Source organism: Vreelandella malpeensis (assembly GCF_020622355.1).
GTDB lineage: Bacteria > Pseudomonadota > Gammaproteobacteria > Pseudomonadales > Halomonadaceae > Vreelandella > Vreelandella malpeensis.
The window spans coordinates 330942-354205 of the sequence record NZ_WHVL01000003.1; the positions used below are offsets into that span (position 1 = coordinate 330942).

Sequence of the window (23264 nt, forward strand, 5' to 3'; positions counted from 1 at the left end):
GGCGTCGTTGGCATCGCGTGTTCACGCGGGCGGGCGCATCAGGCGGCGCCGAGCAGCCCGTGCGGATCGAGGACGAACTTGCTCGCCACGCCCTGATCGAACTGCTCGTACCCTGTCGGGGCGTCCTCGAGCGAGATCACCTGGGCGTTGACGATCTCGGCGATGTTCAGCCGCCCGTGCAGGATCGCCTGCATCAGCTGGCGGTTGTACTGCACCACCGGGGTCTGGCCGGTGTGAAAGGAGAGCCCCTTCGCCCAGCCCTTGCCAAAGCGCAGGCTGAGACTGCCGGTCTGCGCCGCTTTTTCCGCCGCCCCCGGGTCCTCGGTGACGTAAAGGCCGGGAATGCCGATCGAGCCACCTTCGCGGGTGATGTCCATCATCTGGTTGAGCACCACCGCCGGCTGCTCCTTGCCGCCGTGACCGATCGCCTCGAAGCCCACCGCGTCGATGGCGCTGTCCACGCTCGGCTCGCCCACCACGGCGGCGATCATCTCGCCCAGGCGGTCATGCTGGGAGAGATCGATTGGCACGAACCCCATCTTGCGGGCGTGCTCGAGGCGCGCCTGGTTGAAGTCGCCGATCATCACGACCGCCGCGCCGAGCAGGCGTGCCGAGGCCGCCGCCGCCAGGCCCACCGGGCCGGCACCGGCGACGTAGACCGTGGAGCCCGCGCCGACGCCGGCTTTCAGCGCGCCGTGAAAGCCCGTGGGCAGGATGTCGCTCAGCATGGTCAGATCGCGAATCTGGCTCATCGCCTGGTCGCGGTCCGGGAACTTCAGCAGGTTGAAGTCGGCGTAAGGCACCATGACGTAGTGCGCCTGACCGCCGACCCAGCCGCCCATGTCGACGTAGCCGTAGGCGCCGCCGGCGCGGTCGTCGTTGACGTGCAGGCAAAGGCCGGTGTGGCCCTCCTTGCAGGTACGGCAGCGCCCGCAGGCGACGTTGAACGGCACCGAGACGATGTCACCGATCTGCAGGAACTCGACGCCCTTGCCCTTCTCGATCACCTCGCCGGTGATCTCGTGTCCCAGCACCATGCCGGTGGGCGCCGTGGTGCGACCGCGCACCATGTGCTGGTCGGAGCCGCAGATGTTGGTGGAGACCACCTTCAGGATCACGCCGTGATCGATGGGCTTGCCATTGGGCGTTTCCATTTTCGGGTAGGCGATGTCCTGAACCTCGACCTTGCCGTCACCGATGTATACGACACCACGATTGTTTGACATGCGACATCCTCTCTGGCTGGCGGCGTGACCCGGCGGGTCGCGCCGCGTCGTTATTCTTGAATGAACTGGCGCGAGCGGGCGCTCGATAGAGGCGCTGCCCGGCAAGCGATGTCGCCGGACAGGCATAGACCCGCTGCCCAGCATGGTCGATAACGCGCGCATGAAATTGCCCATGGGCGACACCCAACAGTAAAGGAGCGACCTGTTTGACGGAGCGAGACGAATCGCCATCGGATGTCGCAAATACGCCGAGCGATGACGCCAGCAAGCATCTTGGGGGGCAGGCACGGCGATACTATCGCGACAAGATAGCGTCCATTCCGTAGTGCGACCGGCGCTCGAAGACATCCAACAACGCGACTAGCCTGGAGAAGCAGATGGCTCACAACAATTTTTCATCCAACGCCCGCCTGGCCGACTACGACACGGCGCTCGCCTCGGCCATCGCCGAGGAAACCACGCGCCAGGAAGCCCACATCGAGCTGATCGCCTCGGAGAACTACACCAGTCAACTGGTGATGGAAGCCCAGGGGTCGCAACTGACCAACAAGTACGCCGAAGGCTACCCGGGCAAGCGCTACTATGGCGGCTGCGAATTCGTCGACAAGGTCGAGGCACTCGCCATCGAGCGCGCCTGCAGCCTGTTCGGCGCCAACTACGCCAACGTGCAGCCGCACTCCGGCGCCCAGGCCAACGCGGCGGTGTTCATGGCGCTGGTCCGCCCCGGCGATACCATTCTCGGCATGAGCCTGGCCCACGGCGGCCACCTGACCCATGGTGCGGCGCCGAACTTCTCCGGCAAGCACTACAACGCCGTTCAGTACGGCCTGGTGGAGGACACCGGCGAGATCGACTACGAGGAAGTCGAGCGGCTGGCCCGCGAGCACAAGCCGAAGATAATCATCGCCGGCTTCTCCGCCTACTCGCGGGTGGTCGACTGGCGGCGCTTTCGTACCATCGCCGACGAAGTGGGCGCCTACTTCATGGTCGATATGGCCCACGTCGCGGGGCTGGTCGCCGCCGGCCTCTACCCGAGCCCGCTGCCCTACGCCCACGTGGTCACCACCACTACCCACAAGACCCTGCGCGGACCTAGAGGCGGCCTGATCCTTTCCGCCGATGGCGACGAGACGCTCTACAAGAAGCTCAACGGCGCGGTGTTCCCGGGCCAGCAGGGTGGCCCCTTGATGCACGTCATCGCCGCCAAGGCCGTGGCCTTCAAGGAAGCGATGAACCAGGACTTCGTCAACTACCAGCGCCAGGTGATCGCGAACGCGCGCGCCATGGCAAGCGTGTTCGTCGAGCGAGGCTTCGACGTTGTCTCCGGCGGCACCGACGACCATTTGTTCCTGCTCTCCCTGATCAAGCAAGGCGTGACCGGCAAGGATGCGGATGCCGCCCTTGGCCGCGCTCACATCACGGTCAACAAGAACAGCGTGCCCAACGACCCGCAGAGCCCGTTCGTCACCTCTGGCCTTCGCATCGGCACCCCGGCGGTAACCACGCGCGGGCTGGTCGAGGCGGACTGCGAGCAGCTCGCCGGCTGGATCTGCGACATTCTCGACGTGCTGGCCGATAAGCAGGACACCACCGAGATCGAAAACCGGGTGCGCGACCACGTCGCTGATCTGTGTGCGCACTACCCGGTTTACGGTCAGGCCCACACCCAGGCCACGCCAGTCGAAAACGCCACCGTCGCGTAACCAGCGCCGCCTGCGGGCTTTGCGGCGCCGATTCAGGAGAGATTTCATGCAACGTTATTCCGGCTTCGGACTGGTCAAACACGCGCTCGGGCATCACGAGAACTGGGAGCGCCAGTGGCGCAATCCCACGCCCAAGAAGCGCTACGACGTCATCATCGTCGGCGGCGGCGGCCACGGGCTCGCCACCGCCTACTATCTGGCCAAGGAGTTTGGCGTCAAGAACGTCGCCGTGGTCGAGAAGGGCTGGCTCGGCGGCGGCAACACGGCGCGCAACACCACCATCGTGCGCTCCAACTACCTGTGGGACGAGGCTGCTCGCCTTTACAACCACTCGCTGGACCTGTGGAAGGGGCTCTCACAGGATCTGAACTACAACGTCATGTTCTCCCAGCGCGGCGTATTGAATCTGGGCCACACGCTGCAGGACATGCGCGACATCCAGCGCCGCGTTCACGCCAACCGCCTGAACGGCATCGACAGCGAAGTGGTCACGCCGCAGCAGATCAAGGCGATCGAGCCGGCGCTGGATATCTCCAGCCGCGCGCGCTATCCGATCATGGGCGCTTCCTGGCAGAAGAGCGCCGGTGTGGCCCGCCACGACGCGGTGGCCTGGGGCTTTGCCCGCGGCGCTGACGCCCTCGGCGTCGACCTTCTGCAGAACACCGAGGTCACCGGCTTCAAGATTCGCGACGGCAAGGTGCTTGGCGTTCACACCAACCGTGGTGACATCGAAGCCAATACGGTGGGTTGCGTGGCGGCAGGCAACTCCGGGGTGCTGGCGAAGATGGCGGGTATCCGGCTTCCGCTCGAGTCCCACCCCCTGCAGGCGCTCGTCTCCGAGCCGCTCAAGCCGGTACTCAACACCGTCACCATGTCCAACCACGTGCACGGCTACATCAGCCAGTCCGACAAGGGTGACCTGGTCATCGGCGCGGGCATCGACGGTTATCTGGGCTACGGCCAGCGCGGCAGCTACCCGACCATCGAGCACACGCTGCAGGCGATCGTCGAGATGTTCCCGATGTTCTCGCGGGTGCGCATGAACCGCCAGTGGGGCGGCATCGTCGATACCTGCCCGGACGCCTGCCCGATCCTCTCGAAAACGAAGGTCAAGGGCCTTTACTTCAACTGCGGCTGGGGCACCGGCGGCTTCAAGGCCACCCCGGGCTCCGGCCACGTGTTCGCGGCGAGTCTGGCCAAGGGCGAGATGCACCCGATCGCCGCGCCGTTCTCCATCGACCGTTTCCACACCGGTGCGCTGATCGACGAACACGGCGCCGCCGGCGTTGCGCACTGAGGAGAGCTGACATGTTCTATATCCACTGCCCCTACTGCCAGGAGCACCGCGAGGAAGAGGAGTTCCATCCGCGCGGCGAGGCTCACCTGATGCGCCCGACCGATCCGGACAACGCCACCGACGAGGAGTGGGGCGACTACCTGTTCTTTCGCCAGAACCCGCGCGGTATCCACCACGAGCTGTGGGTCCACTCCGTGGGTTGTCGCAAGTTCTTCAACATCACCCGCAACACGGTGACCTACGAAATCCTCGAAACCTACCGGATGGGCGAGCAGCCGAGCATCACCGCCGAAACGGAGAAGCTTCGCAAGGAACAGGGCGTACAAACCGCCGACGGCGGCTGGCAGACCATCGGTGCCCAGCCGGACTCCAGAGCCTTGAACGAGGAGACCTCGTCATGACGCAGACCCATCGTATCAATGCCGGCGGACATGTCGATCGCTCTCAGACGCTCGAATTCACCTTCAACGGTCAGCGCTACCAGGGCTTCAAGGGCGATACCCTGGCCTCGGCTCTGCTTGCCAACGGCGTGGACATCGTCAACCGCAGCTTCAAGTACTCGCGCGCCCGCGGCATCGTCGCCGCCGGCGCCGAGGAACCCAACGCGGTGGTCCAGCTCGGCGCCCGGGAAGAGACCCAGGTGCCCAACGTGCGCGCCACCCAGCAGGCGCTCTACAAGGGCCTGGTCGCGCGCAGCACCAACGGCTGGCCGAACGTTCAGCGCGACGTGATGAGCTGGGTCGGCCGGCTGGGTGGCGGCTTCATGCCGCCAGGCTTCTACTACAAGACCTTCATGGCCCCGGCCTCGATGTGGATGACGTATGAGAAATACATCCGCAAGGGCGCGGGTCTTGGCCGCGCCCCCCACGAGTCCGACCCGGACATCTACGACCACATGCACCACCACTGCGATGTGATGGTCGTGGGCGCGGGTCCGGCGGGCCTGGCTGCCGCGCTGTCGGCGGCCCGCGCCGGCGCCCGCGTGATCCTCTGCGACGAACAGGAAGAGATGGGCGGGTCGCTGCTCGACAGCCGCGAGACGCTGGACGGCGTCTTGGCGGCGCGCTGGGTCGAGGCGAGCGTCAAGGAGCTTGCAAGCCTTGAAAACGTGACGCTTCTGCCGCGCACCACCGCCAACGGCTACCACGATCACAACTTCGTCACCCTGCACGAACGCCGCACCGAGCACCTGGCCGATACCGCCAGTGAGGCCGGCTTTGCCGGTCAGGCGCGGGCGCGGCTGCACCGCGTGCGCGCAGGCACCGTGATTCTCGCCAGCGGCACCCACGAGCGCCCGCTGGTCTACGCCAACAACGACCTTCCGGGCAACATGCTCGCCGGGGCGGTCTCGACCTATATCCGCCGCTACGCGGTGGTGCCGGGCAAGAAGCTGGTGCTCTCCCCCAGCAACGACCATGCCTACCGCGCTGCGCTTGACTGGAAAGAGGCCGGCCGTGAAGTGATCGCCATCGTCGATGCGCGCGCCAACCCGGACGGTGACCTGGTGCGTCAGGCCCGCGACAGCGGCATTCGCGTGATCACGGGTAGCGCCGTGGTCGAAGCGCGCGGCGGCCAGCGCGTCACCGGTGCCCGGGTCTGCGCGATCGACCTCGAGCGCTTCGTGGTCACCGGCAAGACCGAGGAGCTCGAGTGCGACACCATCGCAAGCTCCGGCGGCTACAGCCCGGTGGTGCATCTTTCTTCGCACACCGGCACGCGGCCGCAGTGGAACGAGGAGCTGCTGTGCTTTCTGCCCGGCGAGGTGAAAGGCATGATCTCGGCCGGCGGTGTGGCCGGTCATTTCGGGCTTGATGAGACGCTGGCCGACGGCGAACGCGCCGGCCGCCAGGCCGCCAAGGCCACGGGTTTCGAGAACGCCCAGGCGATCACCCTGCCCGCCACCCGCGCTCGCCGCGACGGCAAGGCTTGCGCGCTTTACCAGGTACCGCACGAAAAAACCGCGCTGCGCGCACCGAAGCAGTTCGTCGATTTGCAAAACGACGTGACCGCCGCCGGTATCGAACTCGCCACTCGCGAGGGCTTCGAGTCCATCGAGCATGTCAAGCGCTACACCGCGCTCGGTTTCGGTACCGACCAGGGCAAGCTTGGCAACATCAACGGCATGGCCATCGCCGCGCGCTGCCTCGACCGCTCGATTCCGGACGTCGGCACCACGGTGTTCCGCCCCAACTACACGCCGATCACCTTTGGCGCCATCGTTGGCCGCCACTGCGGCGAGCTGTTCGACCCGAAACGCTACACCGCGCTTCACCAGTGGCACATGGAAAACGGCGCCGAGTTCGAGGACGTGGGTCAGTGGAAGCGCCCCTGGTACTTTCCAAAAAAGCGCCGCGACAATGGTCAAGAGCGTATGGAGACGATGCATGAAGCCGTCGCCCGCGAGTGTCTGGCAGTGCGCGAGAAGGTCGGCATTCTGGACGCCTCGACGCTGGGCAAGATCGACATTCAGGGGCCGGATGCGCGGGAGTTTCTGGGCCGCGTCTACACCAACAAGTGGGCCCAGCTCGCCCCGGGCCGCGTGCGTTATGGGCTGATGTGCAAGGACGACGGCATGCTGATGGACGACGGCACGACCAGTTGCCTCGCCGACAACCACTTCTTGATGACCACCACCACCGGCGGTGCGGCGGGCGTGCTGGAATGGCTGGAGCTTTGGCACCAGACCGAGTGGCCGGAGCTTCAGGTCTACTTCAACTCCGTGACCGATCACTGGGCGACCATGACCGTGACCGGCCCGGACGCGCGCAAGCTGTTGTCCGAGCTGACCGACCTGGATCTGGATAAAGAGTCGTTCAAGTTCATGGACTGGCGCGACGCCACCGTGGCTGACGTGCCGGCGCGCATCTTCCGCATCTCGTTCACCGGGGAGCTTGCCTTCGAGATCAACGTGCAGGCCAACTACGCGCTGCACGTCTGGAAAAAGCTCTTCGAGCACGGCGAGAAGTACGATCTCACGCCCTACGGCACCGAAACCATGCACGTGCTGCGCGCCGAGAAGGGTCTGATCATCGTCGGTCAGGACACCGACGGTTCGGTCACCCCGGAAGATCTGGGCATGCAGTGGGCGATCGGCTACGACAAGCCCTTCCCGTGGATCGGCAAGCGCGCGCTGAGCCGCCCCGACACCCTGCGTGGCGATCGCAAGCAGTTCGTTGGCCTCAAGCCGAAGGACCCGAGCGTCGTGCTGGAAGAGGGCGCGCAGATCGTCTTCGACAAGGAGCAGAGCATCCCGATGGACATGAAGGGCCACGTGACCTCGAGCTACTACAGCCCGTCGCTTGGCCACGGCTTCGCCCTCGCGGTGGTGGTCGAAGGCCGCGATCGCATGGGTCAGACCGTCTACCTGCCGATGGCCGACGGCACGGTGCACGAGGCCGAGATCGTCAGTCCCGTCTTCATCGATCCGAAAGGAGAGCGCCAGAATGTCTAACGTGAGCGCCAAGCAGTTCAACACCGTGCCCGCCGGTAATCCGGCGGTCGAGTCGCCGCTTCACTGGAGCTACCAGCAGCAAAAGAGCACCCCCAGCGCCAATGCCGGCGTAGTGCTGCGCGAGAAAGCGCTGCTGGGTCACGTGGTGCTGCGCGGCGGCGCCATCGTGATGGATGAAGCGGTGCGCCAGGTACTGGGCATGAGCCTGCCGGCCAAGCCCAACACCGTCACCCGTGACGAGGCCGGCGAGCGCTCGATTCAGTGGATCTCGCCGGACGAGTGGCTCGTGATCGTGCCCGGCGGCGAGGAGTGCGATCTTGAGCGACGCCTTCGCGAGGCGCTGGGCGATGCGCACGTCAGCATCGTCAACGTCAGCGGCGGCCAGACCGTGCTGACGCTTGCCGGCGAAAACGCGCGCGAGGTGCTGATGAAGACGGTCGCCTTCGACGTGCATCCCCAGGCGTTTCCGGTCGGCAAGGGCGTGACCACCGTGTTCGCCAAGGCGACCGTGGTGCTGCGCCGCGCAAGCGAGACCGAGTGGGAGCTGGTGGTGCGGCGCAGCTTTGCCGACTACTGCTACCGCTGGCTGCTCGATGCATCGAAAGAATACGGTATCGATACACAATAAAAGCAGGGCGGCCGGACTTCCCCGACCGTCCTGACCGCGATGAACTGACCTTGATGAACTGAACTTGATGAATGAGAAGCGCCATGAGCCGACTAACGGATACCTGGATCATCACCGCCCAGTGCCCCAGCATTCTGGGCACGGTCGATGTCGTCACCCGGTTTTTAAAAGAGCAGCACTGCTATATCACCGAGCTCAGCTCCTTCGATGACCGGCTGGGGGAACGCTTCTTCATTCGTGCGGAGTTTCGCCCGGAGCGCGACGCGTTCGACCAGAAGGCGTTCGAGGAAAGCTTTCTGCCACGGGCTGCGGACTTCGACATGAGCTTCGAGCTGACGCCGCCGGCCAAGCGCACCGGCGCGGTCATTCTGGTCTCCAAGGCAGACCACTGCCTGAACGATATGCTCTACCGCTACCGTACCGGGCAGCTGGCGCTTGATATCAAGGCGATCGTCTCCAACCACCCGGACCTGGAACCCTTGGCGCGCTGGCACGACCTGCCCTACCATCATCTGCCGATCACCCCGGACACCAAGGTCGAGCAGGAAGCGCAGGTGCTCGAGATCATCGAGCAGACAGGCGCGGAGCTGGTCATCCTGGCGCGCTACATGCAGGTGCTCTCACCGCGCATGTGCGAGCTGCTGGACGGGCGGGCAATCAATATCCATCACTCGTTGCTGCCCGGCTTCAAGGGCGCCAAACCCTACCACCAGGCCTACGACAAGGGTGTGAAGCTGGTGGGTGCCACCGCCCACTACATCAACAACGACCTGGACGAAGGTCCGATCATTGCCCAGGGCGTCGAGCCGGTAGATCATGCCCATTATCCCGAGGATCTGGTGGCCAAGGGGCGCGACATCGAGTGCCTGACGCTGGCCCGGGCCATCGGCTACCACCTGGAGCGGCGAGTGTTCCTGCACGGCGGACGCACGGTCGTGTTCGGCAACTGACCGCCTTGCATTACCCCCGCAGGCCTTGGCTACAGTAAGTACAATAAACGACGTCGACTCACCTGCTTGCGACCTTGCCCGCTGCCGGTGAGCCGGCGCGGCATTCTCATCAGAGGTCTTCCATGCCTATCAGTGTCTTCGACCTTTTCAAGATCGGCGTCGGGCCCTCCAGCTCGCACACGGTCGGCCCCATGATGGCGGCCTTCAAGTTCGCCGCGGCGGTGGAGGACGCCGGCGTACTCGACCGGACCAGCCGGGTGGAGGTGCACCTTTACGGCTCGCTCTCTGCCACCGGCGTGGGCCACGGCACCGACCACGCCATCATCATGGGCCTGCTCGGCGAGCGCCCGGACCGGATCGATCCGTCGATCATCGGCCCCGCGATCGCAGCGCTCAAGCAGACCCAGGCGCTGTCACTGGGTCGCCAGCAGGATGTCACCTTCGTCTGGGAGCGCGACATGCGCTTTCACGATGAAAGCCTCCCCCACCACCCCAACGCCATGAAGCTCTGCGCTTTTGACGAGGCCGGCCAGACGCTGCTGGCCAACACCTACTACTCGGTCGGTGGCGGCTTCGTCGTCGACCAGCACCAGGTGGACGCGAAGCTCGAGGACATGGACAGCGCCGAGATCCCCTTCGACTTCAACTCCGCCGAGGAGCTCTTGCAGCTTTGCCGGCGCGAGAAGATGAGCGTCAGCCAGCTGATGATGGCCAACGAGACGACCTGGCGGCCCGAGCAGGAAGTGCGTGACGAGCTGTGGCGCATCTGGCGGGTGATGTGCGAGTGCGTCGACAACGGCCTCACCCACGAAGGCGTGCTGCCTGGCGGGCTCAACGTCAAACGGCGCGCCAAATTGCTGCACCAACGCCTGCAGGCCGCAGAAAAAAACCCGTGCCTGATCGCGACCACGTTTTCGGCCATGGAGTGGGTCAACATCTTCGCACTCGCCGTCAACGAGGAGAACGCCGCCGGCGGGCGCATGGTCACCGCACCGACCAACGGCGCGGCGGGCATCATCCCGGCGGTGCTGCACTACTACATGAAGTTCCAGGCCGGTTCCAGCGAGCGTAACGTGGTCGACTTCCTGCTCGCCGCAGGCGCCATCGGCATCCTGTGCAAGAAAAACGCCTCCATTTCTGGGGCCGAGGTGGGCTGCCAGGGCGAGGTCGGCTCCGCCTGCGCCATGGCCGCCGCGGGGCTGGCCGAGGTGATGGGCGCAACGCCGGAGCAGGTCGAACACGCTGCGGAAATCGGCCTGGAGCACAACCTGGGGCTGACCTGCGACCCAGTCGGCGGCCTCGTTCAGGTGCCCTGCATCGAGCGCAACGCCATCGCCACGATCAAGGCGATCAATGCAGCGCAAATGGCACTGCACGGCGACGGCACCCACTTCATCTCGCTGGATAAAGTGATCCGCACCATGCGCGACACCGGCCGCGACATGCTCGACAAGTACAAGGAGACGTCAAAAGGCGGGCTCGCGGTGAATGCCATCGAATGTTGATCGACGCACCTCCTGCCAAGCAATGGCGCCGGGCTTTTTCAAGGCAGGGCGCCGTAAAACGCGAAAGTCCTTGAGATTAGCAGTGTAACGACTAGGCTTAGGGTTTGGTCTCGTAACGGTTCGGCTATTCTCGCCTTTCTCGCTGCTCCCGCAATGCTTGGAGCCACGCTTTGACCATTCTCGTCCATCACGATCCAGGCCTCGTCCTGGCGTGGCTTATTAGGTTTTCTCATGCGCAAAAGGTTGCAGCGCTTTCGCTTCGTTCATGGGGCAAGCTGGTATTGGGTCAAGTCGCCCCAGTCGAGGACTCGCCTGGACACGGAGCCGCTGACGTCACTGCCCGAACTGGACCTTCGGAGTAGTAGCCACTTCTATTTCCAAGCGCGTTCGAGCACCTTGTTCAAGTTGGTTCGGGATAAGTACTCCCCCAAGGAGCACTTCTGGCGCTGGCTGGGACGCGACATCATCTCCAAGCGCCTGACCGGCTCTTACGACGCCTACAAGGAGTTCACCAGCCGCCGCATTCTGCAGAAAGTGGGGCAGAACACCGTCGATGTGCGCTGCTATGGCGTGGCGCTCAACTTTCTGAACCCGCTCGGCTCGCTCTACGCCATGGAGCGGCTGGACGGCTGCGTGACGGGTAGCGCCCACTTCGAGGCGCTCGACGAGCCGGGCCGTACGGCATTCATCGACACTCTGGCAAATCAAGTGATCGAACTCGCCCAGGCGGGCTACTACCACCGTGACCTGCACCTGGACAACCTGCTGATCGACGCTCAAGGTCACCTTGTCTGGATCGATACGCACGTCAAAGCGCTACCGAGCTCGGCAAAAAAGCGTGGCGCGCTGCTGGACCGCATGTTGGCCAACAGTCGTATCAACGACGCTGCCTATCGCACCCGGTTACGGGTCAAGCTGGCACCTTGTTTCTGACCTTCCTGTACTCTCGCTTGAATCTCGTCCGCCGTTACTGCTTCGACATCTCGTGAACCTTGTACAGCAGCTTTTCGGGAGCTTCGATGGACGGCACGTGCCCCACGTCGTTGAAGATCGTCAGCGGCGCACCGTCGAGCTCCTTGGCCAGCGCTGCAAGAGTGTCCGGCGGCGTGGCCAGATCGTCGCTACCGCCAAGCAGCTGAACCTTTACTCTCTTGCCGGAAAGCTTACCGGTGAAGGTAGCGCGGCCCAGCATCTCGCAGAGCTGAGCATAGGACTCATCGTCGCTGCGGCCCATCTGCACACACCAGCCCGCTTTAAGCCCGGGGCTCGCCTCGAGCGCTTTCGGCCCAAACCAGCGCGGCACGATCTCCCCGGCCATCGCCTCGAGTCCTTCGTCACGCACCCGCGCGGCACGGGTGTTCCAGAGATCGGGATTGCCGATGACCGCGCCGGTATTGGTCAGCGTGGCCGATAGTAGCCGGTCGCTGTGGGCTTCGATCAGCCGCTGCCCGATCACCCCGCCGATGGACGTACCCACGAAGTGAAAACGTGCGTCGCCAGCCTGAGCTATCAGCGCGAGCGCTTCGTCGGCGAGATCCGCCGGCGTGACGCGCTCACCGTTCACGCTTTCGCTTGCACCGTGGCCGGGCAGGTCCCAGGTCAGCACACGATAGCGCGGCAACAACGCCGGCAGCATGTCGTCCCAGACGGCCTGGCTCATGCCCAGCGGATGCGCCAGGACCACCAGCGGGTTGGTCTGGGCGCCGAGCAACCGGTAGGCGACGCTGCGGCCGTTGAACTCCAGATATGCCATGCAACCTCCCTCAGGCGCGTTCGATCAGCGTAGCGATGCCCTGACCGACACCGACGCACATGGTGCACAGCGCATAGCGCTTGCCGCTTTGATGGAGCTCATGGGCGGCGGTGAGCAGCAGCCGCGCGCCGGACATGCCGAGCGGGTGGCCGAGTGCGATCGCACCACCGTTGGGGTTGATCCGCGGGTCGTCATCTTCGAGGCCCAGGTCGCGCATGCAGGCCAACGCCTGGGCAGCAAACGCCTCGTTGAACTCGAACACGTCGATCTCATCAAGCGACACGCCGGTGCGCGCCAGCAGTTTCTTGACCGCGGGAACAGGCCCGTAGCCCATGATGCGCGGCTCGACACCCGCGGTGGCCATACCGATGATCTTCGCCATCGGCTCAAGGCCGTGCTGCTTCACCGCCTCTTCGCTTGCCACCAGCATGGCGGCGGCGCCGTCGTTGACGCCCGAAGCGTTGCCGGCGGTGACGCTTCCGCCGTCACGAAACGGCGTGGGAAGCGCTGCGAGCTTCTCGAGGGTGGTTTCCCGCAGATGCTCGTCGGTATCGAACACCAGCGGCTCCTGCTTGCGCCGGGGAATCTCGATGGCGGTGATCTCGCAGGAGAAGCGGCCGGCCTTTTGCGCAGCGGCGGCCTTCTGCTGGGAACGTAGCGCGAAGGCGTCCTGATCCTCCCGGGAAATACCGAACTGCTCGGCGACGTTTTCCGCCGTTTCCGGCATGGAGTCGATGCCGAAGGACTTTTTCATCAGCGGATTGACGAAACGCCAGCCGATGGTGGTGTCCTCGATGGCTTGGCCACGAGAGAAGGCGCTGTCGGCCTTGCCCATCACGTAAGGCGCGCGGGACATCGACTCCACGCCGCCGGCCAGGGCTAGCGCCATCTCACCCGCCTTGATGGCGCGAAACGCGGTGCCCACGGCATCCATGCCCGAGCCGCACAAGCGGTTCATGGTGGTGCCAGGCACGCTGGAGGGAATACCCGCCAGCAGCGACGACATGCGCGCCACGTTGCGGTTGTCCTCGCCGGCCTGGTTGGCGCAGCCCATGAAAACTTCCTCGATGGCTGCCGGGTCGAGCTGCGGCACCTCGGCGAGCACCGCCTTGAAGATCGTCGCGGCCATATCGTCCGGACGTATCGGGGCGAGCGTTCCGCCGAAGCGGCCGATCGCCGTACGGCGGGGGTGACAAAGATAGACATCACTCATGGTGGACTCCTTACTGGCCGGCGTGGGCGCGATCGGTGCGCGCTTTCAGCTCGCGCAGAATGGTCAGCTCGTTCTCGCCGGGCTCGGGCGTGATCTCCAGCTGCTCGGCGAAACGGATCTCCCAGCCGGTGGCCTCCTGCACCTGCTCGCGGGAAACACCCGGGTGCAGCGAGACGACGACCAGCTCCCTGGTCTCCGGGTCCGGCTTCATAACGCACAGGTCGGTAATCACCCGGGTCGGCCCCTTGCCGATGTTGGGCACGTTATCGCGGCCCTTGCCGTCCCGGCCAAAGCCGAGAGTGGTGACGAAGTCGACCTTCTCCACGAACGCACGGCTGGAGTGCTTCAGGGTAATGAACACTTCGCCGGCGTTGGTGGCGATCTCGGGCGCCCCGCCGCCGCCGGGCAGGCGCACTTTTGGTGAGCGGTAGTCGCCGATCAGCGTGGTGTTGAGGTTGCAGTACTTGTCGATCTGAGCGGTGCCCAGAAAGCCGACATCGATCTTGCCGCCCTGCAGCCAGTAGCGAAACATCTCCGGCACCGCCACGGTGGTCAGCGCGGTTTCGGCAAGCTCCCCGTCGCCGATGGAAAGCGGCAGCACATTGGGCTTGGTCTGCAGCGTGCCGGACTCGTAGATCAGCACCACGTCCGGGGCGTAGGTCAGCCGCGCCAGGTTGGCGGCTTCCGAGGGCAAGCCGATGCCCACGAAGCAGGTCGAGCCGTTCTCCAGCGCCCGGGCGGCGGTGACGGTCATCATTTCGGAAGAGGTGTATTCGAGACTCATCAGGCGCTCTCCCCTGTTTGATGCACGTTGTTGTCAAGCCACTGGGTGAAGGTATCGCGATCGCGGGCGATGGCGTCCCACTCCTTGTAGAAACGGTTGCTGCGCCCGTAGTAGCCGTGGGTGTAGGACGGCAGCGCGCCTTTCTCGGCGACGGCGATGGCGCTGATCGCCCAGCCGGGAATCACGCAGGCATTGGGGTGGGTGTCCAGATCGTCGACAACCTCCTCGACCGTGACGATGCTGTGCCTGGCGGCCAATACGGCCTCTTTCTGTACGCCGACGATGCCTTCGACCAGCACGTTACCCTGGCGGTCTGCCCGCTGGGCGTGAATGATCGAGACGTCCGGACGCACCGACGGCACCGCCGCCAGCCGCTCGCCGGTGAACGGGCACTCGATGAACTTGATCTGGTCGTTGACGCTGGGCAATTCGCTTCCCACGTAGCCGCGCAGCACCGCCAGCGGTAGGCCCGCCGCTCCCGCCTCGAACGCGCAGGCCATGGCGGCGTGGCTGTGCTCGAGAATCTCGACCTTGTGCGGCCAGCCCTTCTCGACGGCGTCGCGCAGGCGGTGAAGCGAGCCCACGCCCGGGTTGCCGCCCCAGGAAAAGATCACCTTTTTCGCGCAGCCGGCGCCGATCAACTGATCATAGATGATGTCCGGCGTCATGCGGATCAGGGTGAGATCACGCTTTTGCTGACGAATCACTTCGTGGCCCGCCGCGAACGGGATGAGATGGGTAAAGCCTTCCATGGCCACGGTCGCGCCGTCTTCGACGAAACGGGCTACCGCGTCATGCAGGCTAAGGAACTCGGCCATTTGATTGCCTCTTGACTGATCACCGACACTGTTGTTCGCAATACGAACACTGATTTGTTATACGAACAAAATAATGAGGTTAGTCGTTTGCGTCAAATGCCGGAGACGGTAGGGTGGACGTCACCCTAGATTCGGCGTCTTTGTAAATAACTGACTTATCAACCTCATAGGTCGTAAAAAGGCATCGGGCAGAAACGCCAGGCGAGCAAAAATCACGACAAAAGTATGACGAGCGCTGCTAGCAGTTAGACCGTCGCGACCGGCGTAACGGGAGAGCCGATCGCGCCCGGCAGGCGCAAGGGAGGTGCCGTGAGCATGAAACGTGATCGTCCATGAGCGGCTAACCAGTTCGCCAGAGGTCCTAGATACCAAAGCTCGGCCAAGGGCAAACCAAGCTTGAAAAGGCAGTGATGGTGAAGCGGCAGCTTGCAGCACTCGGTCCCATCGAGTTCGTGATCGGCGTTCTCGACGGCGTAGTTGTCCGCGCACAGCGTTGCGATCTGGCTATCTCCGATCCACTCGAGCAGTGCATCGTCCCGCCCGTCCAGGACTGCGCCGGTGCGCTTGAGAAGGGTCGTATCGGGCCGGCCTCCCATGCGCATCACCTCCTCGGCGAACCCGGTGCGCAGCACCAGCATGTCGCCTGCCTCGACCGTGACGTCGAGCGTTTTCATGGCGTGCATCAGCTCTGCGTACCCGACGAGGGTTCGACCGGTCCCGAACACGCGCGCCAGGTCGACGAGGACGCCGCGCCCCTGCATGCCGTGTACGGCCATGTGCTCGATCCCGAGTCGACGTGCGCGAGAGGCGCTGGCTTCACCATCGACGGCGCTCAGGTGCTGAATATCCGCCTTGGCCCGATAGCCGTTGTAGTAACAACGCTCGGCATGCCCGTCGCCATCGGCGTCGAAGAGGGCACCGACATGGGCGAGCGAATCCCACTGGGACGAGTACTGAAGCGAGAGCACCACCTCATCGTCGCTGATGACATCGAGAAGCCCTTCATGCACCCTGGAAAGCGGAAAATTGACATAGTCGTTACCGTCCAGGCGCGTCGGCGAGAGGCGGGGCGGGAAGCGCCTTGGATTGAGCGCGTTGCCTCCAGGCAGATCCAGCGGTAGCGAAAGGCTGAACACGTTTCCGGTCAATACCTCCCGGGCTCCTTTGAGTACCTGTTCTGCCGTGAGCAGATTGACCCTGCCCAACTGATCGTCCGTTCCGAAATCACCCCAGTTGGCGCCCTCGGGCCGTTGTTGCCAACGCTTGTTGTCACTTTGATGCGTCATGATCGCTGCCCTTTTCCTCGTGGGTGTGCTGCATCGCCACGGCGATGACGCGCTCCAGACCTTCTCGGGTGCGGCGTTGCCTGCCCTCGATACGCTGATCATCCCAGCGATAGAACCCTTGCCCTGACTTCGCCCCCAGCCAACCCTGGGCCACGCGTTCTTCGAGAAGCCGCGACGGTTCACGTGTACGCTCGAGATCCTCGTACAGGTAGCGAGCGATGTTGAGATGCGTATCGAGGCCATTGAGATCACGCTGCAGCAGCGGTCCACTCAAGGCCAGACGCACGCCGATGGAAAACTGAACGATATCGTCCAGAGCCTCGATATCGACGACGCCCTTCTCCAGCAGCGACAGACATTCGCGCATGATGGCGTGCTGTATACGGTTGGCGACGAAACCGGGTACCGCCTGCTTCAATACTGCCGGGCGCTTGCCGAGGCGTTCGAGAAAGGTGCAGGTCCGATGAAGGGCGGCCTTCGTCGTGACCGCGCCCGGGATGACTTCCACGGCCGGGATGAGATCCGCCGGGTTGAAGAAATGCGCTCCCGCAAGACGTTCGGGATGGCGCATATCCCGGCCGATGGCATCGATCGAGAGTCCGGACGTATTGGTGACGATTAGAGTGGCCGGATCACAATACGCCTCGGCTCGGGACATCACGGCACGCTTGATCTCCAGATTCTCCGGCACGCTCTCGATGACGATGCTGCTCTCGTCTTCCCGGGACCAGTGCGTTTGCAGGGCGAGCCGCGTCGTATCGACATCCGTGCCGGCAAACGCCTGATCCATCTTCTGTCGGCAGGTTTCCAGAGCCGCTGCACGGCTATCGATGACGCATACCGACAGGCGATTGGCCAGCATCAGCTTGGCGAGGGTGGTGCCCATGGTGCCTGCACCGATGACCACGGCGCGCTCGATAGGGGGTGTCATTTCCATACCCGCTTTCCTCGTTGCTTTTGAACTTTCAATATCGCTGCGACCAACGTCGCATTGTTAGCCAGCTCAATACGCTCAATCATTGACCATATAGCGAACATTAGTGCGCCATGCGTACGAACAAAGTATCTCAACTTCTGGAGAATCGCCATGCAGGCTATGGCCAATTTCTTTACCCGGCTGGTCAATCGTTACATGCCGGACCCACTGGTCATCGCGATCCTCCTGACCGCCTTGACGATTCTGCTCGCCATGCTGGTCGAGGGCACGTCGCCGCTGGCGGCCACGCGCTTCTGGGGAGACGGCTTCTGGGGACTACTGGCGTTCAGCATGCAGATGACCGTCATCTTGCTGGCCGGCTACATCCTGGCAAAGACGCCGTTGGTCGACCGCCTTCTCGACCGAATCGCCAGCCGCGTCAAGACACCGTTCATGGCCATCGTGGTCGCCACGCTGGTCGGCGGCATCGGCAGCTGGCTCAACTGGGGTTTTGGTCTCGTGATCGGCGGCATCGTTGCCCAGAAGCTGGCGCTCAACGTGCGGGGTCTGCACTATCCTCTGGTCATCGCGGCCGCCTACTCGGGCTTTGCACTCTACGGGATCGGGCTTTCTGGAAGCGTGCCGCTGTTGATCGCGACACCAGGCCACTTTCTCGAGCAGACGATGGGCCTGGTTCCGCTGTCCGAAACGATCTTTTCCCCCATCATGCTGGCGACCAGCCTCTTCATCATCGTGACACTGCCGCTGTTCAATGCGTGGCTGCATCCCAGGCGCTCCGAGGACATCATCGAGCTCGATCCCGCCACCGTGGTCAAGCCCGTTGCGCCGCCGCTGGTCGATGCCAGAAACGCCACCCTGGCCGAACGACTTAACCATAGCCGTATCATCGGTATCGGCATCGGGTTGCTGGGCATGCTGTACGTCGCCCTCTACAGCCTCGATGGCGGGTCGCTGAACCTCAACACGGTCAACTTTACCTTCGTGTTCCTCGGCATACTGCTGTTCGCCTCTCCTGCTCAGTACCTCGCCGCGCTGAACGATGGCGTACGCATCGTTTCCGGCATCATCATCCAGTACCCCTTCTATGCCGGCATTATGGGCATACTCGTCGGATCGGGGCTGATGGTGAGCTTTGCCGGGCTGTTCGTGGATATCTCGAGCGCCAGTACGCTGCCTATCTGGTCGTTCATCAGTGGCGGTGTGATCAACATTCTCGCGCCTTCCGGCGGCGGGCAATGGGCGGTACAGGGCCCGGTGATGATCGAAGCGGCCAATGCCCTCGGGGCTTCCCATGCCGCTACCGCCCTGGCGGTTCAGATCGGCGATCAGTGGACCAACATGGTCCAGCCCTTCTGGATTCTACCCGTGCTCGCCATCTCGGGGCTGAAGCTGCGCGATGTGATGGGCTACATGGTGCTGATCTTGATGTATCTCGGGCTTGTCTTCGGTGCCGCTGTCTGGCTCTGGGGTTACCTGGCCGTCTGATGCCTGTTTCTTTTCATGTCACCCATTCTGGAGAGTACGATGCCTTACATGATCGAGACCTTCGACAAGCCCGGTGAGCACGACCTGCGCCTTGCAACGCGCGACGAGCATCTGGCTTATCTGGAGGCCCACAAGAAGCGACTGCTGGCCTGTGGTGCCAAGCTGTCGGAAGACGGCCAACGCGCGTCCGGCGGGGTCTATCTGGTCGACTACGAGACGCGCGAAGAAGCCCAGGCATTCATCGATGGTGACCCCTTCAGCCGGGTCGCGCTGTTCGAGCGCGTCGTGATCTGTCGCTGGCGCAAGGCGTACCTGGACGGCGCCTGCCATCTGTAACGTCCTCCGACCCTTTTCAACGCTGGAGATACGAGATGCTTTTTCATGTGAAAATGGTCGTCAATCTGCCCCAGGATATGCCTAGCGAGGTTGCCGACGACATCAAGACACGCGAGCGCGAGTACGCCCAGGCGCTGCAACAACGGGGCACGTGGCGCCACTTGTGGCGTATTGCCGGCAGCTACGCCAATGTCAGCATCTTCGATGTCGAAGACAATGCCGAGCTGCACGAAATTCTCTCCGGGCTCCCCCTGTTTCCCTACATGGCGATCTCGGTGACACCCCTTTGTCGCCACCCCTCCTCCATCCGAGACGACGACCGCTGAGTCGCCCGCTCGGCGACCCCTCTTTTCAGGAGCGCTTCATGACCACTTCCTATGCCGTCGTGACCGGCGGTGCCCGCAACATCGGCCAGGCCATCGCCTTGCGTCTACAGCAAGACGGTTACCGTGTCATCGTTCTCGACATCGTCGAACCGGAAGCCGAATCGCTCAAGGGCCACGCCTACCGGGTGGATCTCTCGGACGTGGAGGCCACGCGGCAACGACTCGAGGAAATCACCCGCGATCTTGACGTCAGCTGTCTGGTCAATAACGTCGGTATCGTCGCCCCCGCACTGCTCGACGACACCGATATCGCTGACTTCGATACCCTGATGCATCTTAACGTGCGCGCGGCGCTGGTCTGCACTCAGGCCTTGCTGCCCAAGCTGCGTGAAAGCAAGCACGGGCGCATCGTTTTCAACGCCAGTCGCGTGGTGCTGGGCAAGGAGGCAAGGACGCTTTACAGCGCCACCAAGGGCGCGGTGCAGGCCATGTCGCGTACCTGGGCGCTGGAGCTTGCCAAGGACGGCATTACCGTCAACTGCGTTGCGCCGGGTCCTATCGCCACGACGGCCTTCTGGGAAAACAATCCGCCGGACTCCGAGCGGGCGCGGCGCATCATCGACAACATCCCGGTACAGCGCATGGGCCAGCCGGACGAAGTGGCCCATGCGGTCAGTTTTTTCTGTGATCGACGCAGCGGCTTCGTGACCGGCCAGACCCTGTTCGTATGTGGTGGCGTCACCGTCGGATGAGCCCTTAGACGACGCCCGCCGCCTGCAGGCGGGCAATCTCCTCTTCGTCCTTGCCCAGCAGCCGTGCAAGCACGTCCTGAGTATCCTCTCCCAGCACCGGTGGCGCCTTGGCATACTCGATCGCGGTCCTGGAATACTTGATGGGATTGGCCACCCCAGGCACCCTGCCCGACGCTCCCGGCATCTCGATCTTCATGCCGCGCGCCTTGACCTGTTCGTCCTCGAAGACCTGAGCGATGTTCTGAATCGGGCCACACGGCACGCCGATCGATTGCAACAGCGCCATCAGGGCGCCGCTTTCATAACCGCGTGTCACATCGTTGATCAGCGCCACCAGCGCGACCCGGTGCTTGACGCGTTGCGGGTTGGTGACAAAGCGCGCGTCACTCGCCACGTTCTCCATGCCGACGGCGCTGCAGAAACGACGAAACTGACCATCGTTGCCGATGGCAATGATCACCTTCTCGCCGCTGGCCGTCACGAAAGGCTGGTAAGGCACCAGATTGGGATGATACTCACCGGTACGCGTCGGCGCCGTGCCGCTGCAGAAGTAATTGAGCGCCTGGTTGGCAAGCCAGCTTACCTGAACATCGAGCAGTGCCATGTCGATATGCTGACCTTCGCCTGTCCGGTGTCGGTGGTGCAAGGCGCCGAGAATGGCCACGACCGCATTCATCCCCGTGGTCAGATCGGCCACGGCCATGCCGACGCGCTGAGGCCCTTCACCGGGCAAGCCGTCGGGTACACCGGTGATGCTCATGAGCCCGGCCTGGGCCTGGACGAGATAGTCGTACCCCGCCATCGCCGCCATGGGCCCGGTTTGACCAAATCCGGTGATCGAGCAATAGATGAGGGCGGGGTTGATCGTAGACAGAGTGGCATAGTCCAGGCGCTTCTCGGCCAGACCGCCGGTCTTGAAATTCTCGACCACGATATCGCTTTGGGCAGCCAGCTCATGGATCAACGCCTGCCCATCGGGATGGGCGATATCGACGGTGACCGAGTGCTTGCCGCGATTCGCCGATAGGAAATACGCCGACTGTGGCACCTGGGAGCTCTCTCCCTGCCACCAGGGTGGCCCCCAATGACGCGTGTCGTCACCCAGGCCCGGCCGCTCTATCTTGATCACCTCCGCCCCCATGTCCGCCAGCATCTGGGTGCACCACGGGCCTGCCATTACCCTGCTCAAGTCAAGTACACGCAATCCTTGCAAGGGTCCCGGCATGGTCACTCTCCTTTATTCGTCATCAACGATGGTTGTCGTATCAAGGTCCCTCGGCGATCAAGCACTCTGATTATCGGGGCTGGACCCGGTCTTCTCCTTGCGGGACTGGAAGAACCGATACAGCGCGAGCGCAATGGAGCCAAAGGTAATGACGATGAAGAACCACGTAATCGGACCCCGCACGAAGATCGAGAGATCGCCATTGCCGATCAGCAAGGAGCGCCTCAGATTGTCCTCGAACATCGGCCCCAGAATGAAACCAATGAGAAACGGGGCTGCCGGAATGCCGGTGCGATTGAACACGTAGCCCACCACGCCGAAAGCGAGCATCACCCAGATATCGAAGGTCGTGTTGTTGACGGCGTAGGCGCCGTAGACGCAGAACATCAAGACGATGGGAAACAGAATGGACTTGGGAATGTCCGCAATCAGCGAGAAATACTTGATGGCGGCATTGCCGACCACCAGCAGGATGACCGAGCTGAGCATGATACCCAGGAAAAGCGCATAGATGAGCGATAGATTTTCCTGGAACATGATGGGGCCCGGGGTTAGGCCATGAACCATGAAGGCCCCCAGAATGATGGCCGTGATGACATCGCCGGGAATCCCCAGGGATAGAAGCGGGATCAAGGTTGCACCGGCCACCCCGTTGTTACCGGCCTCCGCCGCAGCGACCCCCTCGACCTCACCCTTGCCGAAATTCTCCTTGTTGGGCGAACGCCGACGCGCCTCGCTGTATGAAATGAAGGCGGCAGCCGTGGCGCCGGTGCCGGGAATGGCGCCGATGATGACGCCGATCAGGCTTCCGCGCACGATACTCTTCATGCAGCGTTTCAACTCGACGAGGGTCATGCCGACACCGCTGGCCTTTGCCTTCAGGTGGGGCATGGCTTTCTTGCGATAGAACTCCATGATTTCCGGTATGGCGAACAGCCCGATCAGCAACGGAATGAAGGAAATCGAGTCCATCAGGTTGTAGTTGCCGAAGGTGAAGCGCTGGGAGCCGAAAACCGAGTCCAGCCCCACCAGCGATAGCATGATGCCCATGAAGGCGGCCAGCAGCCCTTTCACCATCGAACCACTGGAAAGGGAAATGATGATGGTCAGTGAAAAGCAGATCAGCCAGAAGAACTCCGGCGCCCCGAAATTCAGCGCGATCTTGGCCAGGTAGGCGGCGAAGAAGATCAGCGCGATGTTCGAGATGAAGTCCGCGATGACCGAGGAGAACAGGGCAGTCTTGAGCGCCTTCTTGGCATGTCCTTGCTGCGCCATCGGATAGCCGTCGAGCAAGGTACAGGCAGAGGCAGGCGATCCGGGAGTGCGGATCAGAATGGCGGTTATCGAGCCACCGTACATGCCCCCTTTGTAGATACCGACCAGCAGCAGAATGGCCGCGACGGGCTGCATGGAAAAGGTGAAGGGAAGGGCCAGAGCAACCGCCATGGTCGCGGTCAAGCCGGGAATGGAGCCGACGGTGACGCCGATGACCACTCCCAGAGCGATCGCGATGAAATTGTCGATGCTCAAGAACAGCTGGAGCACTTCTGCAAGATTATCCATATATCACCTTATCAAGAGGATAATGT

Annotated in this window: 21 protein-coding genes; 12 read left to right on the forward strand and 9 right to left on the reverse strand. The window is 63.2% G+C overall.

Annotated elements, in window-relative coordinates; translation table 11 throughout:
• Positions 1–38 precede the first annotated feature (38 nt).
• Complete coding sequence (gene fdhA / locus GEV37_RS09795) at positions 39–1226, reverse strand: formaldehyde dehydrogenase, glutathione-independent (protein ID WP_227390051.1); 1188 nt, start codon at positions 1224–1226, stop codon at positions 39–41.
• 377 nt (positions 1227–1603) lie between these two features.
• Here fdhA and glyA point away from each other — a divergent pair, with 377 nt between their 5' ends.
• The 8 genes from glyA to GEV37_RS09835 all read left to right on the forward strand — a co-directional run bounded on the left by glyA (position 1604) and on the right by GEV37_RS09835 (position 11693).
• Entirely contained in the window at positions 1604–2929 is a 1326-nt protein-coding gene (gene glyA / locus GEV37_RS09800) for a serine hydroxymethyltransferase (protein ID WP_227390052.1), read from the forward strand.
• Between the two features lie 46 nt (positions 2930–2975).
• Entirely contained in the window at positions 2976–4226 is a 1251-nt protein-coding gene (locus GEV37_RS09805) for a sarcosine oxidase subunit beta family protein (protein ID WP_227390053.1), read from the forward strand.
• 11 nt (positions 4227–4237) lie between these two features.
• The gene (locus tag GEV37_RS09810) at positions 4238–4627 is read left to right on the forward strand and encodes a sarcosine oxidase subunit delta (RefSeq protein WP_227390054.1); all 390 of its coding nucleotides are present in this window, start codon (positions 4238–4240) and stop codon (positions 4625–4627) included.
• Positions 4624–7677: a sarcosine oxidase subunit alpha family protein gene (locus tag GEV37_RS09815; protein ID WP_227390055.1), complete on the forward strand. Its 3054-nt coding sequence runs from the start codon at positions 4624–4626 to the stop codon at positions 7675–7677. Before GEV37_RS09810 ends, GEV37_RS09815 begins: the two co-directional genes overlap by 4 nt.
• The gene (locus tag GEV37_RS09820; protein ID WP_227390056.1) at positions 7670–8305 is read left to right on the forward strand and encodes a sarcosine oxidase subunit gamma; all 636 of its coding nucleotides are present in this window, start codon (positions 7670–7672) and stop codon (positions 8303–8305) included. Before GEV37_RS09815 ends, GEV37_RS09820 begins: the two co-directional genes overlap by 8 nt.
• Before the next feature lie 83 nt (positions 8306–8388).
• Positions 8389–9255 (forward strand): formyltetrahydrofolate deformylase, encoded by an 867-nt coding sequence (purU, locus tag GEV37_RS09825; RefSeq protein ID WP_227390057.1) that lies wholly within the window; start codon positions 8389–8391, stop codon positions 9253–9255.
• 122 nt (positions 9256–9377) lie between these two features.
• Positions 9378–10760, forward strand: a complete 1383-nt coding sequence (locus GEV37_RS09830) for an L-serine ammonia-lyase (RefSeq protein WP_227390058.1) — start codon at positions 9378–9380, stop codon at positions 10758–10760.
• 231 nt (positions 10761–10991) lie between these two features.
• Positions 10992–11693 carry a protein kinase family protein gene (locus tag GEV37_RS09835; RefSeq protein ID WP_227390059.1) on the forward strand — a complete coding sequence of 234 codons (702 nt, stop codon included), beginning with the start codon at positions 10992–10994 and terminating at the stop codon, positions 11691–11693.
• Between the two features lie 34 nt (positions 11694–11727).
• Here the strand turns inward: GEV37_RS09835 and GEV37_RS09840 are convergent, their stop codons facing one another.
• The 6 genes from GEV37_RS09840 to GEV37_RS09865 form a co-directional block, all read right to left on the reverse strand.
• Complete coding sequence (locus GEV37_RS09840) at positions 11728–12513, reverse strand: alpha/beta fold hydrolase (protein WP_227390060.1); 786 nt, start codon at positions 12511–12513, stop codon at positions 11728–11730.
• Between the two features lie 10 nt (positions 12514–12523).
• Complete coding sequence (gene pcaF / locus GEV37_RS09845) at positions 12524–13726, reverse strand: 3-oxoadipyl-CoA thiolase (protein WP_227390061.1); 1203 nt, start codon at positions 13724–13726, stop codon at positions 12524–12526.
• A gap of 10 nt (positions 13727–13736) precedes the next feature.
• Positions 13737–14510 carry a CoA-transferase subunit beta gene (locus tag GEV37_RS09850; protein WP_227390062.1) on the reverse strand — a complete coding sequence of 258 codons (774 nt, stop codon included), beginning with the start codon at positions 14508–14510 and terminating at the stop codon, positions 13737–13739.
• Entirely contained in the window at positions 14510–15328 is an 819-nt protein-coding gene (locus GEV37_RS09855) for a CoA transferase subunit A (protein WP_227390063.1), read from the reverse strand. Before GEV37_RS09855 ends, GEV37_RS09850 begins: the two co-directional genes overlap by 1 nt.
• A gap of 245 nt (positions 15329–15573) precedes the next feature.
• Entirely contained in the window at positions 15574–16614 is a 1041-nt protein-coding gene (locus GEV37_RS09860) for a cyclase family protein (RefSeq protein ID WP_227390064.1), read from the reverse strand.
• Positions 16598–17551, reverse strand: a complete 954-nt coding sequence (locus tag GEV37_RS09865; protein WP_227390065.1) for a 3-hydroxyacyl-CoA dehydrogenase NAD-binding domain-containing protein — start codon at positions 17549–17551, stop codon at positions 16598–16600. The genes GEV37_RS09860 and GEV37_RS09865 overlap by 17 nt, the downstream gene beginning before the upstream one ends.
• Before the next feature lie 150 nt (positions 17552–17701).
• On the opposite strand from GEV37_RS09865, the gene GEV37_RS09870 reads away from it, so the two are divergent.
• The 4 genes from GEV37_RS09870 to GEV37_RS09885 are packed head-to-tail and all read left to right on the forward strand — an operon-like array spanning position 17702 to position 20450.
• Positions 17702–19036, forward strand: coding sequence for a short-chain fatty acid transporter (locus GEV37_RS09870; RefSeq protein ID WP_227390066.1), 1335 nt, complete (start codon positions 17702–17704; stop codon positions 19034–19036).
• Between the two features lie 39 nt (positions 19037–19075).
• Positions 19076–19372: a YciI family protein gene (locus GEV37_RS09875; protein WP_227390067.1), complete on the forward strand. Its 297-nt coding sequence runs from the start codon at positions 19076–19078 to the stop codon at positions 19370–19372.
• 35 nt (positions 19373–19407) lie between these two features.
• A complete protein-coding gene (gene catC / locus GEV37_RS09880) occupies positions 19408–19698 on the forward strand; it encodes a muconolactone Delta-isomerase (RefSeq protein WP_227390068.1) in 291 nt (96 codons plus the stop codon).
• Positions 19699–19736: 38 nt separating this feature from the next.
• On the forward strand, positions 19737–20450 hold the full coding sequence (locus GEV37_RS09885; RefSeq protein ID WP_227390069.1) for an SDR family NAD(P)-dependent oxidoreductase: 714 nt from the start codon (positions 19737–19739) through the stop codon (positions 20448–20450).
• Positions 20451–20454: 4 nt separating this feature from the next.
• Here GEV37_RS09885 and GEV37_RS09890 read toward each other — a convergent pair whose 3' ends face one another.
• Together GEV37_RS09890 and GEV37_RS09895 are read right to left on the reverse strand one after the other, a co-directional pair.
• Positions 20455–21675, reverse strand: a complete 1221-nt coding sequence (locus GEV37_RS09890) for a CaiB/BaiF CoA transferase family protein (protein WP_227390070.1) — start codon at positions 21673–21675, stop codon at positions 20455–20457.
• Positions 21676–21732: 57 nt separating this feature from the next.
• Positions 21733–23238, reverse strand: coding sequence for a tripartite tricarboxylate transporter permease (locus GEV37_RS09895; RefSeq protein WP_227390071.1), 1506 nt, complete (start codon positions 23236–23238; stop codon positions 21733–21735).
• Between the last annotated feature and the right edge of the window lie 26 nt (positions 23239–23264).